Annotated in this window: 10 protein-coding genes and 2 rRNA genes; 9 read left to right on the forward strand and 3 right to left on the reverse strand. The window is 68.2% G+C overall.

Annotated elements, in window-relative coordinates; all coding sequences use genetic code 11:
* The first annotated feature begins 151 nt into the window (after window positions 1-151).
* The 4 genes from AC1ROW_RS16665 (at window position 152) to AC1ROW_RS16680 (ending at window position 7035) form a co-directional block, all read left to right on the forward strand.
* Window positions 152-3265: ribosomal RNA gene (locus AC1ROW_RS16665) — 23S ribosomal RNA — on the forward strand.
* Between the two features lie 133 nt (window positions 3266-3398).
* Window positions 3399-3515, forward strand: a 5S ribosomal RNA gene (gene rrf, locus AC1ROW_RS16670).
* Between the two features lie 129 nt (window positions 3516-3644).
* The gene (locus AC1ROW_RS16675) at window positions 3645-6041 is read left to right on the forward strand and encodes a hypothetical protein (protein ID WP_493020009.1); all 2397 of its coding nucleotides are present in this window, start codon (window positions 3645-3647) and stop codon (window positions 6039-6041) included.
* The gene (locus AC1ROW_RS16680) at window positions 6016-7035 is read left to right on the forward strand and encodes an HAD-IIA family hydrolase (protein ID WP_493020010.1); all 1020 of its coding nucleotides are present in this window, start codon (window positions 6016-6018) and stop codon (window positions 7033-7035) included. The genes AC1ROW_RS16675 and AC1ROW_RS16680 overlap by 26 nt, the downstream gene beginning before the upstream one ends.
* Window positions 7036-7185: 150 nt before the next feature.
* Here the strand turns inward: AC1ROW_RS16680 and AC1ROW_RS16685 are convergent, their stop codons facing one another.
* Window positions 7186-8178: an o-succinylbenzoate synthase gene (locus AC1ROW_RS16685; RefSeq protein ID WP_493020011.1), complete on the reverse strand. Its 993-nt coding sequence runs from the start codon at window positions 8176-8178 to the stop codon at window positions 7186-7188.
* A gap of 57 nt (window positions 8179-8235) precedes the next feature.
* Between AC1ROW_RS16685 and AC1ROW_RS16690 the strand changes: the two genes are divergently transcribed.
* The 3 genes from AC1ROW_RS16690 (at window position 8236) to AC1ROW_RS16700 (ending at window position 11417) form a co-directional block, all read left to right on the forward strand.
* On the forward strand, window positions 8236-9147 hold the full coding sequence (locus tag AC1ROW_RS16690) for a 1,4-dihydroxy-2-naphthoyl-CoA synthase (RefSeq protein ID WP_493020012.1): 912 nt from the start codon (window positions 8236-8238) through the stop codon (window positions 9145-9147).
* Between the two features lie 69 nt (window positions 9148-9216).
* A complete protein-coding gene (locus tag AC1ROW_RS16695) occupies window positions 9217-10407 on the forward strand; it encodes an AMP-binding protein (protein ID WP_493020013.1) in 1191 nt (396 codons plus the stop codon).
* Between the two features lie 26 nt (window positions 10408-10433).
* Window positions 10434-11417, forward strand: a complete 984-nt coding sequence (locus AC1ROW_RS16700) for a 1,4-dihydroxy-2-naphthoate polyprenyltransferase (RefSeq protein ID WP_493020014.1) — start codon at window positions 10434-10436, stop codon at window positions 11415-11417.
* Here AC1ROW_RS16700 and AC1ROW_RS16705 read toward each other — a convergent pair.
* On the reverse strand, window positions 11405-11791 hold the full coding sequence (locus AC1ROW_RS16705) for a DUF4229 domain-containing protein (RefSeq protein ID WP_493020015.1): 387 nt from the start codon (window positions 11789-11791) through the stop codon (window positions 11405-11407). The two genes, AC1ROW_RS16700 and AC1ROW_RS16705, sit on opposite strands and share 13 nt — an antisense overlap.
* Before the next feature lie 42 nt (window positions 11792-11833).
* On the opposite strand from AC1ROW_RS16705, the gene AC1ROW_RS16710 reads away from it, so the two are divergent.
* Together AC1ROW_RS16710 and menD are read left to right on the forward strand one after the other, a co-directional pair.
* A complete protein-coding gene (locus AC1ROW_RS16710) occupies window positions 11834-12187 on the forward strand; it encodes a PLD nuclease N-terminal domain-containing protein (protein WP_493020016.1) in 354 nt (117 codons plus the stop codon).
* Window positions 12180-13955: a 2-succinyl-5-enolpyruvyl-6-hydroxy-3-cyclohexene-1-carboxylic-acid synthase gene (gene menD / locus AC1ROW_RS16715; RefSeq protein ID WP_493020017.1), complete on the forward strand. Its 1776-nt coding sequence runs from the start codon at window positions 12180-12182 to the stop codon at window positions 13953-13955. Before AC1ROW_RS16710 ends, menD begins: the two co-directional genes overlap by 8 nt.
* 27 nt (window positions 13956-13982) lie before the next feature.
* Here menD and AC1ROW_RS16720 read toward each other — a convergent pair whose 3' ends face one another.
* Window positions 13983-14873 carry a LysM domain-containing protein gene (locus tag AC1ROW_RS16720; protein WP_493020018.1) on the reverse strand — a complete coding sequence of 297 codons (891 nt, stop codon included), beginning with the start codon at window positions 14871-14873 and terminating at the stop codon, window positions 13983-13985.
* Window positions 14874-14982 lie beyond the last annotated feature (109 nt).

Consider the following 14982-nt stretch of genomic DNA (forward strand, 5'->3'; position numbering starts at 1 on the left):
CCGTACTTTGAGAACTACACAGTGGACGCGAGCATCTTAGATTCGAACCTTCGGGTTCGAATCACATAGATCACAGTACTTATGTACTGATAGATCATTGGTCAATCTGCTCATCTTCGGATGAGTCGATCGATTCTATAAACTCATGTGATTTCAAATTTCTAAGAGCAAACGGTGGATGCCTTGGCATCTGGAGCCGAAGAAGGACGTAGTAATCTGCGATAAGCCTCGGGGAGCTGATAAACGAGCTTTGATCCGAGGATCTCCGAATGGGGAAACCCCGCTGGGCCCGTAAGGTGACCCAGTGACTCCCGCCTGAATATATAGGGCGGGTAGAGGGAACGTGGGGAAGTGAAACATCTCAGTACCCACAGGAAGAGAAAGCAAAAGCGATTCCGTTAGTAGTGGCGAGCGAAACCGGAAGAGGCTAAACCGATCATGTGTGATAGCCGGCAGGCGTTGCATGGTCGGGGTTGCGGGACTTTTCAGCAGCTTCTGCCGAACTGCAAGCGTTACAGAGGATCATAGGCGAATGGCATTGAAAGGCCAGTCATAGAGGGTGCCAACCCCGTAGCCGAAATGGTCCAATGGCGCGAAGAGTATCCCAAGTAGCACGGGGCCCGAGAAATCCCGTGTGAATCTGTCAGGACCACCTGATAAGCCTAAATACTCCCAGATGACCGATAGCGGACAAGTACCGTGAGGGAAAGGTGAAAAGTACCCCGGGAGGGGAGTGAAATAGTACCTGAAACCGTTTGCTTACAAACCGTTGGAGCCTCCTTGTAGGGGTGACAGCGTGCCTTTTGAAGAATGAGCCTGCGAGTTAGCGATATGTGGCGAGGTTAACCCGTGAGGGGTAGCCGTAGCGAAAGCGAGTCTGAATAGGGCGATTCAGTCGCATGTCCTAGACCCGAAGCGAAGTGATCTATCCATGGCCAGGTTGAAGCGACGGTAAGACGTCGTGGAGGACCGAACCCACTTAGGTTGAAAACTGAGGGGATGAGCTGTGGATAGGGGTGAAAGGCCAATCAAACTTCGTGATAGCTGGTTCTCTCCGAAATGCATTTAGGTGCAGCGTTGCGTGTTTCTTGCCGGAGGTAGAGCTACTGGATGGCCGATGGGCCCCAAAAGGTTACTGACGTCAGCCAAACTCCGAATGCCGGTAAGTGAGAGCGCAGCAGTGAGACGGTGGGGGATAAGCTTCATCGTCGAGAGGGAAACAACCCAGACCACCAACTAAGGTCCCTAAGCGCGTGCTAAGTGGGAAAGGATGTGGAGTTGCACAGACAACCAGGAGGTTGGCTTAGAAGCAGCCACCCTTGAAAGAGTGCGTAATAGCTCACTGGTCAAGTGATTCCGCGCCGACAATGTAACGGGGCTCAAGCACGCCACCGAAGTTGTGGCATTGACATTATTGGTAGGCCTTCGTGGTCCAGCCGTGTTGATGGGTAGGAGAGCGTCGTGTGGCGAGTGAAGCGGCGGTGTAAACCAGCCGTGGACGCCACACGAGTGAGAATGCAGGCATGAGTAGCGAAAGACGGGTGAGAAACCCGTCCTCCGAAAGACCAAGGGTTCCAGGGCCAGGCTAATCCGCCCTGGGTAAGTCGGGACCTAAGGCGAGGCCGACAGGCGTAGTCGATGGACAACGGGTTGATATTCCCGTACCGGCGAAGAACCGCCCAAGCTAATCCAGTGGTGCTAAGAGTCCTAATCCTGGACACGGATCCCTTCGGGGTGAAGGTCCGGGCCTAACGCTCGACCCCATGCTGGTGCGGCTAGCGTATTAACAGGTGTGACGCAGGAAGGTAGCCCAGCCGGGCGATGGTTGTCCCGGTGTAAGTGTGTAAGCCGAGAGATAGGCAAATCCGTCTCTCATATAGGCCCAGGCACGATGCGTAGTCTTCATTGACGAAATGGGTGATCCTATGCTGCCGAGAAAAGCATCGACGCGAGGTTCCAGCCGCCCGTACCCCAAACCGACTCAGGTGGTCAGGTAGAGAATACTAAGGAGATCGAGAGAATCGTGGTTAAGGAACTCGGCAAAATGCCCCCGTAACTTCGGGAGAAGGGGGGCCTGAGGCGTGAACGGACTTGCTCCGGGAGCGTTTGAAGGCCGCAGAGACCAGTGGGAAGCGACTGTTTACTAAAAACACAGGTCCGTGCCAAGTCGCAAGACGATGTATACGGACTGACGCCTGCCCGGTGCTGGAAGGTTAAGAGGAAGGGTTAGCTTCGGCGAAGCTCAGAATTTAAGCCCCAGTAAACGGCGGTGGTAACTATAACCATCCTAAGGTAGCGAAATTCCTTGTCGGGTAAGTTCCGACCTGCACGAATGGCGTAACGACTTCCCAGCTGTCTCAACCGCGAACTCGGCGAAATTGCACTACGAGTAAAGATGCTCGTTACGCGCAGCAGGACGGAAAGACCCCGTGACCTTTACTACAGCTTGGTATTGGTGTTCGGAGTGGCTTGTGTAGGATAGGTGGGAGACTTTGAAGCGGACACGCCAGTGTTCGTGGAGTCATTGTTGAAATACCACTCTGGTCACTTTGGATATCTAACTTAGAACCGTAATCCGGTTCAGGGACAGTGCCTGGTGGGTAGTTTAACTGGGGCGGTTGCCTCCCAAAAAGTAACGGAGGCGCCCAAAGGTTCCCTCAACCTGGTTGGCAATCAGGTGTCGAGTGTAAGTGCACAAGGGAGCTTGACTGTGAGACTGACAAGTCGAGCAGGGACGAAAGTCGGGACTAGTGATCCGGCAGTGGCTTGTGGAAGCGCTGTCGCTCAACGGATAAAAGGTACCTCGGGGATAACAGGCTGATCTTGCCCAAGAGTCCATATCGACGGCATGGTTTGGCACCTCGATGTCGGCTCGTCGCATCCTGGGGCTGGAGTAGGTCCCAAGGGTTGGGCTGTTCGCCCATTAAAGCGGTACGCGAGCTGGGTTTAGAACGTCGTGAGACAGTTCGGTCCCTATCCGCTGCGCGCGTAGGAAATTTGAGAGGATCTGACCCTAGTACGAGAGGACCGGGTTGGACGAACCTCTGGTGTGCCAGTTGTTCCGCCAGGAGCACCGCTGGTTAGCTACGTTCGGGATGGATAACCGCTGAAAGCATCTAAGCGGGAAGCCGGCCTCAAGATGAGATTTCCATGCCTTCGGGCGAGAGGCTCCCAGCTAGACTACTGGGTTGATAGGCCGGATGTGGAAGTGGGGACTAAAGACCCATGGAGCTGACCGGTACTAATAAGCCGATAATTTGATAATCACTACTCTCATACCGTTGTAAGGCGGGTATGAGGGGCTAGAGATTGCTCGCGTCCACTATGTGGTTCTCGATGTACGGTCGAGAACTGATTCAAGCGAAGCTTGATCGTTCACTTTGATACATCAATAGTGTTTCGGCGGCCATAGCGAGAGGGAAACGCCCGGTTACATTCCGAACCCGGAAGCTAAGACTCTCTGCGCCGATGGTACTGCAGGGGGGACCCTGTGGGAGAGTAGGACACCGCCGGACTTCTTTGTGAGATGGCCACCCAGTGATGGGTGGCCATTTCGCGTTAACGGCACAATTTCGCGCAGGCGGTTCCCGGCGCGATCCACGCACATAGGCTGGGCGGAAACCCGGCACCCGACAGGAGAAGTCGTGAGCGATACACCGGCAGACGACGACAGGACGTCCGCCTCGGGCGGCAACGACCGCGGTCGAGGCTCCGGGCGCCCGCGCAATGGCGCCGGCCGTGACGGCGGCGCCCCGCGACGAGACTCCGGCCAAGGTTATGGGCGGTCTCGTGCCGGCGACGGCGACGACCGCGCGGTCGGCGCCGGCGGCGCTTCGCGCACCGGCGGCCCGAGCCGGCCGAGGGACGGACAGTGGAGCCGGGATGGTCAGCGCGGCGGAGCTCAGCGCAACGACGCGCCAGGCCGCGGAGCGCAGGGCCGCGACGGATACGGTCGCTCCGGCGAGAGCCGTGGTGCTCAGGGTCGTGATGGGCAGGCTCGTGGTGGCCAGTACCGCGACGGGCAGGGCCGTGACGGGCAGGCTCGTGGTGGCCAGTACCGTGACGGGCAGGCTCGCGGTGGTCAGTACCGTGACGGGCAGCGTCGTGACGGGCAGACCCGCGACGGGCAGCGCCGTGACGGCCAGTGGAATCGTGACGGGCAGCGCCGTGACGGCCAGGGTGGCGGCGGTCAGTGGAATCGCGACGGCCAGCGACGCGACACCGAGACCGGGGGAAGTCAGTGGAACCGTGGCGGTCGCGGCCGGGACGATCAGAGCCACGGCGGCCCGGGTCGTGAGGGCCAGGGTCGCGCGAGCCAGTGGGGCCGCAGCGGCCAAAGCCGCGACGGCCGGAGCGGTGGCGGCCAGTGGAACCGTGACGACCGCGACCGGCAGGGCGGCGGCGCCGAGAGCCGCGATAGGCAGCGCCGGGACGGCCAGTGGGGCCGCGACGGGCAGCGCCGTGACGGCCAGGGTGGTCGCGATTGGCAGCGCCGTGACGGCCAGGGTGGTCGCGATGGGCAGCGCCGTGACGCGCAGCGCCGGGATGGACAGTGGGGCCGTGACGGGCAGGGTCGCGATGACCAGCAGGCTCGCGGCGGTCAGCGCGGCGGTTCCTGGGATTCGACGCGTTCGCGCGACGGGGCCGGGTCCCGCGGCTTCGCCGGCGGCCGCGACGGTGCAGGTTCCCGTGGCGGCGCGGGTACCCGCGGCGCACAGGGCTCGTACGGTGGCCGCGCGGATCGCCCGTACGGCGCAGCCGGAGGACGGGGCGCCGGTCGCTCGGACGACAAGCTGTGGACGAGGGACGGCCGGCCCGCACGCGGCGACCGTGGCGCTCGGGAGCACGAGTACGAGCTCGACGCCGAGGCGGCGCTCGCTCGGGAGCTGCGGTCGGTGCGTCCGCGTCATGACGACCCCGACCTCCCCATGGATGTCGAGGCGCGCGAGTTGCCGAAGGAAGCGCGCGTCGAGCTCAAGACCCTCAGCAAGGACAACGCCGACTGGGTCGCGCAGCACCTGGTCATGGCCGGGCGACTGATCGACAGCGACCCGGAGCTCGCCCACCTGCACGCCCTCTCCGCCGCGCGCCGTGCCGGACGTATCGGGGTCGTGCGCGAGACGCTCGCGATCACCGCCTACGCGACCGGCGACTTCGCACTCGCGCTGCGCGAGCTGCGGACGTACCGCCGGATCACGGGCTCGAACGACCAGATCGCGCTGATGGTGGACAGCGAGCGCGGGGTCGGACGCCCCGACCGTGCGCTCGAGCTGGGGCGCTCGATCGACCGCGCCACTTTGCCCACCGACGTTCAGGTCGCCCTGGCGATCGCCATGTCCGGCGCCCGGCTCGACCTCGGGCAGGAGGAGGCGGCGCTGGCCGAACTGGAGATCCCACAGCTCGACCCGAACCGTGCCTTCAGCTGGAGCCCCGACCTCTTCCACGCCTATGCCGAAGTGCTCGAGGCACTCGGCCGCGAGTCCGACTCGGCGTCCTGGCGCGAGCGCGCCGAACGTGCCGAGCTCGCCCTCGAGGAAGCCCAGGCCGACGCGGAACTCGAAACGGTGCACGTCATCGAGGAGGAGTTCGAGCTTGCCGTGGTGATGGACGACCTCGACTCGGTGGAAGCCGATGAGGCGGACGACGAGTTCAGCGTCGACCAGGGCGCCGGGGAGGCTGACGCGGTCGGCGACGCCGCGACAGACGAAGTGACCGTCGACGAGGCCGGGTCCGACGAGGCCGGGTCCGACGAGGTCACGGCCGCGGAGGTCGCGGCTGGCGACGCCTCGACGGCCGAGGTTGTTGCCGACGACGCCGTAGCTGAGAAGGTTGTGGCCGACGATGCCGCTCCCGCCGAGGTTGTTTCCGGCGACGCCGCGGTTGAGAAGGTTTCGGCTGACGACGCCGCGGACGACGACGCCGCGGACGACGACGCCGCGGACGACGACGCCGCGGCCGACGACGCCGCGTCCACTGAGACCGCGACCCACGACACCACGGAGGACGAGCCGCACGATGGCGCTGTTTCGACGGACGAGTGACCTTGTGACCCCGTTGACCGGTGTCGATCTCGTGCTGGCCGACCTCGACGGGGTCGTCTACACGGGGCCGAACGCCATCCCGTACGCCGTCGACAGCCTGAACAAGGTAACCGAAACCATCAAGGTCGGTTACATCACCAACAACGCCTCCCGGACCGACGCCTCCGTGGCGGCACACCTGAGCGAGCTCGGCCTGCACGTCGAGCCGCGGGACGTCGTCACGTCGCCGCAGGCCGCCGTCCGGCTGCTGAGCCGGCACGTCCCGGCGGGCGCCACGATCCTCGTCGTCGGGGGCGACGGGCTGGTGGACGAAGTCCAGAAGGGCGGGTTCTCCGTCACGCGCTCGGCCGAGGACGACCCGGCGGCGGTCATCCAGGGATTCTCTCCCGACATCGGCTGGGCACAGCTCGCGGAGGCCTCGTTCGCGCTGCAGGGACGCTCTGACAGCGAACGCCCGTGGATCGCGACGAACACGGACTGGACCATCCCCGTCGAGCGCGGCATCGCACCGGGCAACGGGACGCTGGTCTCCGCCGTCCACACCGCCGCCGGCCGGCTGCCGCTCGTCGCGGGCAAGCCGGAGGTCGCGATCTTCGAGGAGGCCGTCGCGCGCTTTGATGCTAGCGCGCCGCTGTTCATCGGCGACCGGCTCGACACCGACATCCTCGGCGCGAACCGGGCGGGGATCGACTCGGTGCTCGTGCTCACCGGCATTGACCGCGCCAAGCAGCTCCTCGCGGCGGACGCCGACTCGCGGCCGACCTACATCCTCGGCGACCTGCGAGGGCTGAACGAGCCGTACCCCGTGGCGAAAACCGCGAAGAACGGTGCGGTGACCGTCGGAAACGCCACGGTCGCGATCGACGGCAACGACGTGCGCATCCTCAGCGAGGGCGACGACGAGCTCGACCTGCTCCGGGCGGCGTGCCGCGCGATCTGGGATTCGGGGCGCGCGATCTACGGCCTCGAGGTGCCGGAGCGGCTGTACGGCTGAGCGCCGCGCTCAGCGTCGGGGCCGACGGGGTCGTCGAGTGGACGGCATCGTTGTCAACGAATGCACGATGCCACCTGGAGCCAGTGGCCTGATGGGGCCGAGCCGCCTTCAGCAGATGACGAGGCGATCCTCGACGTGCCCGAGCAGCGCTTACAGCGCGGCCGCGTGCTCCACGATCCGATAGCACCGCCGTACGCGGTCGAGCCACCACTCCCGGCGGTCGTCGGGCGCGGCGAGGCGGTCGAGCTGTGCGGCCGCCACCCGCGGGCGGACCACCGGGATCGCGCCGTCCACCGGAACGAGCGGCGCCTCCGCGACGTCGTGCTCGAACATCGCGACCGTGCCGAGACCGCAATCGAAGTCCAGGTCCGGCACCGCGGCGGCGAGGTGCGCGCCCATCGCCATGCCGACCGACGTGTCGAGCGCGCTGGAGACGACGACGGGGAGGCCGGCCTCCGCCACGATCCGCAGGGCCGAGTGGATGCCGCCGAGCGGCTGGGCCTTGATGACGAGCAGGTCCGCCGCTCCCGCGCGCGCCACCTCCAGCGGGTCGCTCGCCTTGCGGACGCTCTCGTCGGCGGCGATCGGGATGTCCATGTAGTGGGTGCGCCGGCGGATCTCGGCCAGCTCCTCCACAGTCGCGCAGGGCTGCTCGACGTATTCGAGGTCGAACGGGGCGAGCGCGTGGATGGCGTGCTCGGCTTCGTCCACGTTCCACAGGGCGTTCGCGTCGACGCGGAGGCGACCCTCCGGGCCGAGGTGCTCGCGGACGGCGCGGACCCGCGCCACGTCGTCCGCCAGGGCCTGGCCCGGCTCGGCGACCTTCACCTTGGCCGTGCGGGCCCCTGGATACCGGTCGAGGACGGCCGCCACGTCGGCAGCCGCGACGGCCGGGACGGTCGCGTTGACCGGGATCGAGTCCCGCAGCGTCGTGGGTGCGGCGCGCCAGCCGAAGTCGATCGCGGCGTGCAGCCAGGCCGCGGACTCGTGGTCGTCGTACTCGACGAACGGGGAGAACTCGGTCCAGCCCTGCGGGCCCTCGAAGAGGACGGCCTCCCGGACGGTGATGCCACGGAACCGCGAGCGCATCGGCAACCGGACGACGCGCGCTGTCCCTAACAGGTCGGTGAGTTCGGGCAGCATTCCACCAGTTTGGCACGCGACCCGAAATCGTCTTGCGCCCGACCGTAGGCTTGTGGCATGGCTTCGGCAGTATCAGACCTCTTCGACCCCGCGGTGTGGACCGACGTCCCCGGATTCGGGGAGCTCACCGACATCACGTACCACCACGACGTCAGCGGGCGTATCGCACGGATCGCGTTCGACCGGCCCGAGGTGCGCAACGCCTTCCGCCCGCACACGGTCGACGAACTGTACGCCGCGCTCGACGACGCCCGGACCAACCCGAGGATCGGCGTCGTGCTGCTCACCGGCAACGGGCCGAGCCCGAAGGACGGCGGCTGGGCCTTCTGCTCGGGAGGCGATCAGCGCATCCGCGGCCGCGACGGGTACAAGTACGCCGACGGTGAGACGGCGTCCGGAATCGACGCGGCGCGCAGCGGCCGGCTGCACATCCTCGAGGTGCAGCGGCTGATCCGCTTCATGCCCAAGGTCGTCATCGCCGTCGTGCCCGGGTGGGCAGCGGGGGGCGGGCATTCGCTGCACGTGGTGTGCGACCTCAGCATCGCGAGCGCGGAGCACGGCAGGTTCAAGCAGACGGACGCCGACGTGGGCTCGTTCGACGCGGGCTACGGGAGCGCGTACTTCGCGCGGCAGGTCGGCCAGAAGTTCGGCCGGGAGGTGTTCTTCCTCGCCCGCGAGTACTCGGCGCAGCGGGCGTACGAGATGGGCGCGGTGAACGCGGTCGTGCCGCACGCCGAGCTGGAGGCGACCGCGGTCGAGTGGGCGCAGGAGATCCTGACCAAGTCGCCGACGGCGATCCGGATGCTCAAGTTCGCCTTCAACGCGGTGGACGACGGGATGGTCGGCCAGCAGGTGTTCGCGGGCGAGGCGACGCGGCTGGCCTACGGGACGGACGAGGCCGTGGAGGGTCGCGATGCGTTCCTCGAGAAGCGGGAGCCGGACTGGTCGCCGTTCCCGTGGCAGTACTGAGCGTGTGCAGGCGATCGGAGGGCCGGCGGTGGATTCGACGGTGAGGGTGAGGTGACGCGGCCGTATCGCGTGATCGACGCTCGCCGGACGGGGGAGGTCTTCGCGGCGTTGAGGGAGGCGCTGTCGGAAGGTGGACCGGCGGTCGTTCCGCGGAACGTGGGCGCGGAGGGAGCACGACCGACGGGCGGCGGCGGCGCCTGGCCCGGTGCTGAGGAGCGCGCTCCGCAGAACGTCGCCCTCGTGATCGAGACGTCCGGTTCGACGGGAGTGCCGAAACGGGTCGCCCTCTCCGCGGATGCGCTGCTGGCCAGTGCGGCTGCATCGGCCGGCGTGATGGGTGGGCAGGGTCAGTGGTTGCTCGCCCTCCCGGCCCACTACGTGGCGGGAGCGCAGGTGCTGGTCCGCTCGCTGGCGGCGGGGACCGAGCCCGTCGTCTACGGCGAGGGGCACTTCGATCCGCTGCGGTTCGCAGGGCTGGCCGGTCAACTGAGCGACGACCTCCGCTACACCTCGCTCGTGCCCGTGCAGCTCGCGCGCCTGGTCGGCGCCGCGGAGGGAGGCGCCCGTGAGGTCGCAGCCGCCGTGCGCCGATTCGATGGCATCCTCGTCGGCGGTCAGGCGCTCGACCAGCGGCTGCGCGAGCGGGCGGAGGCCCTCGGGGCACGGCTGTGGGCGACCTACGGGTCGAGCGAGACGGCGGGCGGGTGCGTCTACGACGGGGTGCCGATCGGCACGACCGTCGTCCGCCAGGTGGACGGCCTGCTCGAGATCAGCGGCCCGACGCTCGCGGAGGGTTACCTCGGCGATCCCGGGCGCACGGCTGCGGCGTTCCACAAGGAGGACGGCGTCCGCTGGTATCGCACGGGTGATCTCGGGGAGGTGGAGGACGGGCGCGTCGTCGTGCGCGGGAGATCGGACAACGTCATCATCTCGGGCGGCGAGAAGGTGCTGCTGGACAGCGTCGAGCGACTCGTCCGCTCCTGGCCCGGGCACGCGGGCGCACACGGCGGCGGCCTCGAGGATGCGGTCGTCGTCGCGGACGAGGACGCGCGCTGGGGACAGGTCCCGGTCGTCGTCACGACAGGGCACGCCGACCTCGCCGCACTTCGGAGCATGGTCGCCGACGCGCTCGGGCGGGCAGCCGCGCCCGCCCGGATCGTGACCGTCGCCGAGCTCCCGCACCTCCCCAGCGGCAAGCCCGATCGGGTCGCGGCCGCACGGCTCGCGCGTGGCGACGACGCCGGACGACCTGGGGCATAGCGGTAGTTGTTACGATTCGCACTGTGATGAGCCAAAACAACCCACGAATGCAGCGGATGGCGCCGCCCCCGGCGCGCGGACCTCGCGGCGGCAGGAGCGGCCGCCCGGGCGCCAAGGCCTCCGCCGTCCGGCCGGCCACGGCATCCGACTGGATCGCCGGCGCGCGGCTGCGGACGCTCCCGCTCGCCGTCGCCCCCGTGCTCATCGGTGTCGGTGCGGCGAAAGTGGTCGAGGGCGCGGGCGTCTGGCACCCGATCCGGTCGCTGCTCTGCCTGGCGGTCGCCGTCCTGCTCCAGATCGGCGTCAACTACGCCAACGACTACTCCGACGGCATCCGCGGCACCGACGAGTACCGGGTCGGCCCGGGGCGACTCACCGGTTCGGGCAAAGCCGCGCCGAAGAAGGTACTCACCGTCGCCCTCACATTCTTCGGCCTCGCCGCTGTCGCAGGGCTCATCCTCGTCGTGCTCACCCAGCTCTGGTGGGTGCTCCTCGTCGGGGCCGCGGCCATCGCGGCCGCCTGGTTCTACACCGGAGGCAAGCGCCCCTACGGCTACTACGGTCTCGGTGAGGTGTTCGTCTTCGTCTTCTTCGGGGTGGTCGCGACGGTGGGGACGACCTACATGCTCGCCAAGACGGTCAACCAGGAGGCCTGGTTCGGCGGCGTGATCGCCGGGCTCATCGCGTGCGCGGTGCTCATGGTCAACAACATCCGCGACATCGAGCCCGACCGCCTCGCCAAGAAGCGCACGCTCGCCGTCCTGCTGGGCAACCGTGCGTCGCGGATCGTGTTCTGCGTGTTCCTGCTCGTGCCGTTCGGCATCCTCACGGTGCTGGCGCTGTTCTACCCGCTCGCGTGGTTCGGGATGTTCGCGCTCCTCGCCGCGCTTCCGGCGTGCGTCATCACGCTGTTCGGCAAGACACCGCGCGAACTCATCACGGCGTTGCAGCTCACCAGCATCACCGGGCTGCTTGTGGCGATCGCGCTCGGCGCGGCCTACGCCTTCTGACCGGGAGCGTTCCGACTGGGCTCGTTCAGACCGGACGTGCTCAGACCGGACGCGTTGACGGCGGAGGACGGCCGGCCCGACGTCGCATCGCCCGCCTCGGCGCGCGACTGCGCCTGCGCGGCGTCGATCGCCTCGTCCTCGGCGTCGTCCGCTGACGGAGCCGGCTTGTCGCGGTGGCGCGCCGCGTACAGGTCGGACGCGACCGCGTGACGCTGCTTGGCGAGCAGGATGTACGAGAGGCACAGTCCGATCAGGGCCGCGGCGATGACCGAGGCGTACCAGACGATGCCGAGCAGAAGCAGGATCGCGAGCGGCACCGCGAACAGCACCAGGCGCAGCACGGTGTAGGTCAACCAGGAGGGAATCCGCTTCACCCTCCCAGCTTAGGCAGGCCTCCTGAGAGTTACGATGTAGCCATGGTTCGCCTCTGGATAGTCCTCGGCGTCGCAGCCGCGGTTTTCTACATCTATTCGGTGGCAGACTGCGCTCTCTTCGACCGTTCCAGGGTGCGTGGCCTACCCAAGCCCGTGTGGGTGCTCGTCGTCGTCCTGTTCCCGATCATCGGCGGGATCCTCTGGTTCCTGATCGGCCGCGGCCGACGACGCTCGGAGGCCGGCCGGAGGGTCAGCGCTCCGGACGACGACCCCGAGTTCCTCGGCAAGCTGCGGATCGACCGCGACCAGGAGGAGCGCATCCGCCGGCTCGAGAAGGAGTTGGCCGACCTCGACGACAACGGTCCCGACGACCAGACCGGCCGACGGGATGGGTGACCCGCGGGTCTCGGAAGAGCCCGCGGAGGTGGAGGCCACCGGGAACCCGGCGACCGACTACGCGCTCGCGCTCCTGGCCGGCTTCGTGGAGGCGGGCGTCGCCGACATCGTCGTGAGTCCCGGATCGCGCTCGCAGGCGCTCGCGCTCGCCGCGGCCGAGCTCGAACGGGCGGGAGCCGTGCGCTTGCACGTGCGGATCGACGAGCGCGTCGGCGGCTTCCTCGCGCTCGGGCTGACCCGGGAGACCGGCGCCCCGACCGTGATCGTCACGACCAGCGGCACGGCCACCGCGAACCTCCATCCGGCCGTACTGGAGGCCCACGAGGCCGGCATCCCGATGGTCGTCGTCACCGCCGATCGGCCGAGCGAGCTCCGCGGCATCCGCTCGAACCAGACCACCCGGCAGGACGGCCTTTACGGGACGGTCGTGCGCGCGAGCCACGATGTCACGGCGCCCATCGGCGCGGAGGGCGAGCTCGCGGAGGCGCGGGCGCTCGCTCGTTCGGCCGTGGAGGACGCCGTGGGCGCGTCGACCGCGGATCCCGGGCCGGTGCACCTCAACATCGGATTCCGCGAGCCGCTGTCGGTCGCGGTGCCGTCCGTCCGGGGACTCGTCCGGGGTGACCTGCCCGCGACGGCCGGGCCGGCGGCCCTAGGCCGCGAGGTCGTGGAGCTGGCGGCCGGCCCGCGCACGGTCGTGGTGGCCGGGGCGGACGCCGGGGACGCGGCGGCGGAACTCGCCCGGGCGGGCGGCTACCCCCTGCTCGCGGAGGTGTCGAGCGGCGCGCGGTTCGGGCCGGAGTTGGTGGTGGCGTACCGCGAGCTGCTGCGGGACGAGTACTTCGGGGGCCGGGTCGAGCGGGCCGTCGTGTTCGGGCATCCCACGCTCAGCCGGGAGGTCCCCGCGCTGCTGCTGCGCGACGACGTCGAGGTGCTGGTCGTCGCGCCGACCGGCGTGGAGGCGTACAACCCGGGCCGGCGCGCACGGGTCGTGGGCGGCGTCAGCGCGCCTTCGGGCGTCGACCTCCGCAGCCCGGACGTGCGGTCGTGGGTCGGGAGCTGGGTCTTCGCGAGCCGGCGCCTGACCGAGGAGGCCGAGCGCGCGGCAGATCCCGCCGCCTCCGCCCCGGACGTGGAGAAGGCGCGCTCGTACGAGCCGGCCGACGCGCTCGCGTTCGCGCGCGCCGAGCTCGCGGCGGTTCGGGCTCCGATCACCCGGCCGCTGCTGGCGGAGGCGCTCTGGCGCTACACCTGGCCGCACGACCGGCTGGTGCTGGGAGCGTCCCGCTTGATCCGCGACGCCGACCGGCTGGTGCCGGGCAAGAAGATCGTGGTGCACGCCAACCGCGGGCTCGCGGGCATCGACGGGACGATCGCGACGGCCACGGGCATCGCGCTCGCCGCCGAGGCGCGGGCCGTGGAGGCCGGCGCCGCCGCGGGTGTCACCCGGGTGCTGCTCGGCGACCTCGCGCTCCTCCACGATGTCGGCGCGCTACTCGGAGGGGCGGGGGAGACCCGCCCGCACCTCCAGGTCGTGGTCGGCAACGACGGCGGCGGGACGATCTTCGACGGGCTGGAGGTCGCCGCAACGGCGCCGGCCGAGGCGTTCGATCGGGTGCTGTACACCCCGCAGGCCGTCGACCTGTCGGCGCTCGCGCGCGCCTACGGCTGGGAGTACGCGGTCGCGCGCACCAAGGGCGAGCTCGACCAGGCGCTCTCGGCGCCGCCGGCCGGGCCGAGCATCCTCGAGGTGCCGCTGCCGCGCTGAGCCGCCCCGGCGTGCGGGATGCGCCCCCTACAAGCTGTCCGGGTCCAGGTTCAGCGCCGTCGACGCGAGCAGGTATTGACTCCCGCCGGCGCGCGGCAGGTCCGGGTTGAGCCAGAGCAGCCACTCCACCGGGATCCCGAAGCGATCCGCCACGGCCGTGGTCGTGTCCCCCTCGGCGACTTCGTAGCGTCTGGGCGCGCCGCTTGCCGTCGTCGCCGTCACCGCGCCGGTGGCGTTGGGGCGGGCTCCGGAGTCGACCGGGTGCACGTTCGACGGGCGGACCGGCACCGACCAGCGCACCTTGTCGACGGCGAGCACCTTGTTCGGGCCGAGCTCCTGCGGGACGCCGTCGAAGGAGGCGGCCGAGGAGTACGTGACCAGTGTGCCGAGGTAGGACGGCTGGCCGGCGCCGCTCAGCAGCGCCGTCGACGGGGCGGCCGGCGCCGTGGTGGGGCCGCCGAGCTGGTGGTCACCGACGCCGTGGTAGGTCAAACCGTCGCCGACGCGTGGCGGGATGTCGATGAAGGTGACCGACACCGGGACCGGCACCGTCGACGTGAAGTCCGAGTACTGGGCCGAGTAGGTGTTGTCCCCGTTCGAGACCACTCGGTAATGGAAGTGGATGCTGCCCTTGGGCGATGCGACGCTCGCCTCCGCCACCACGGTCCCGGCCGGGACCGGTGTCAGCGTGGGCGCGGGCACCGGCGTCGGTGTCGTCGTGGGCGTCGGGGTCGGCGTCGCGGTGCCGTAGCTGCGATCGTCCGACGTCGGCGTCGTGGTGGGCTTGGGCGTCCGCGAGTGCGTGGCGCCCGCGACCGCAGCTCCCGTGCCGCCGCTCGCGAACAGTGCGCAGCCGGCGAGCGCCGAGAGCACGGCGACAGCGGCGACCGTCGCGGCTGCCGTCCGCCGGGCGCGCATCCGAGCGGCCTTCGACGCAGTCCCACCCCGGAATATTCGATTCAGCACGATTTCCCCCTCGCAGAACCCTAGCGGGCTTGGAGAGGGTCCACAACGAAGATGAGGGAGC

It is taken from the genome of Leifsonia sp. GW821-FHT13C09, assembly GCF_058806435.1.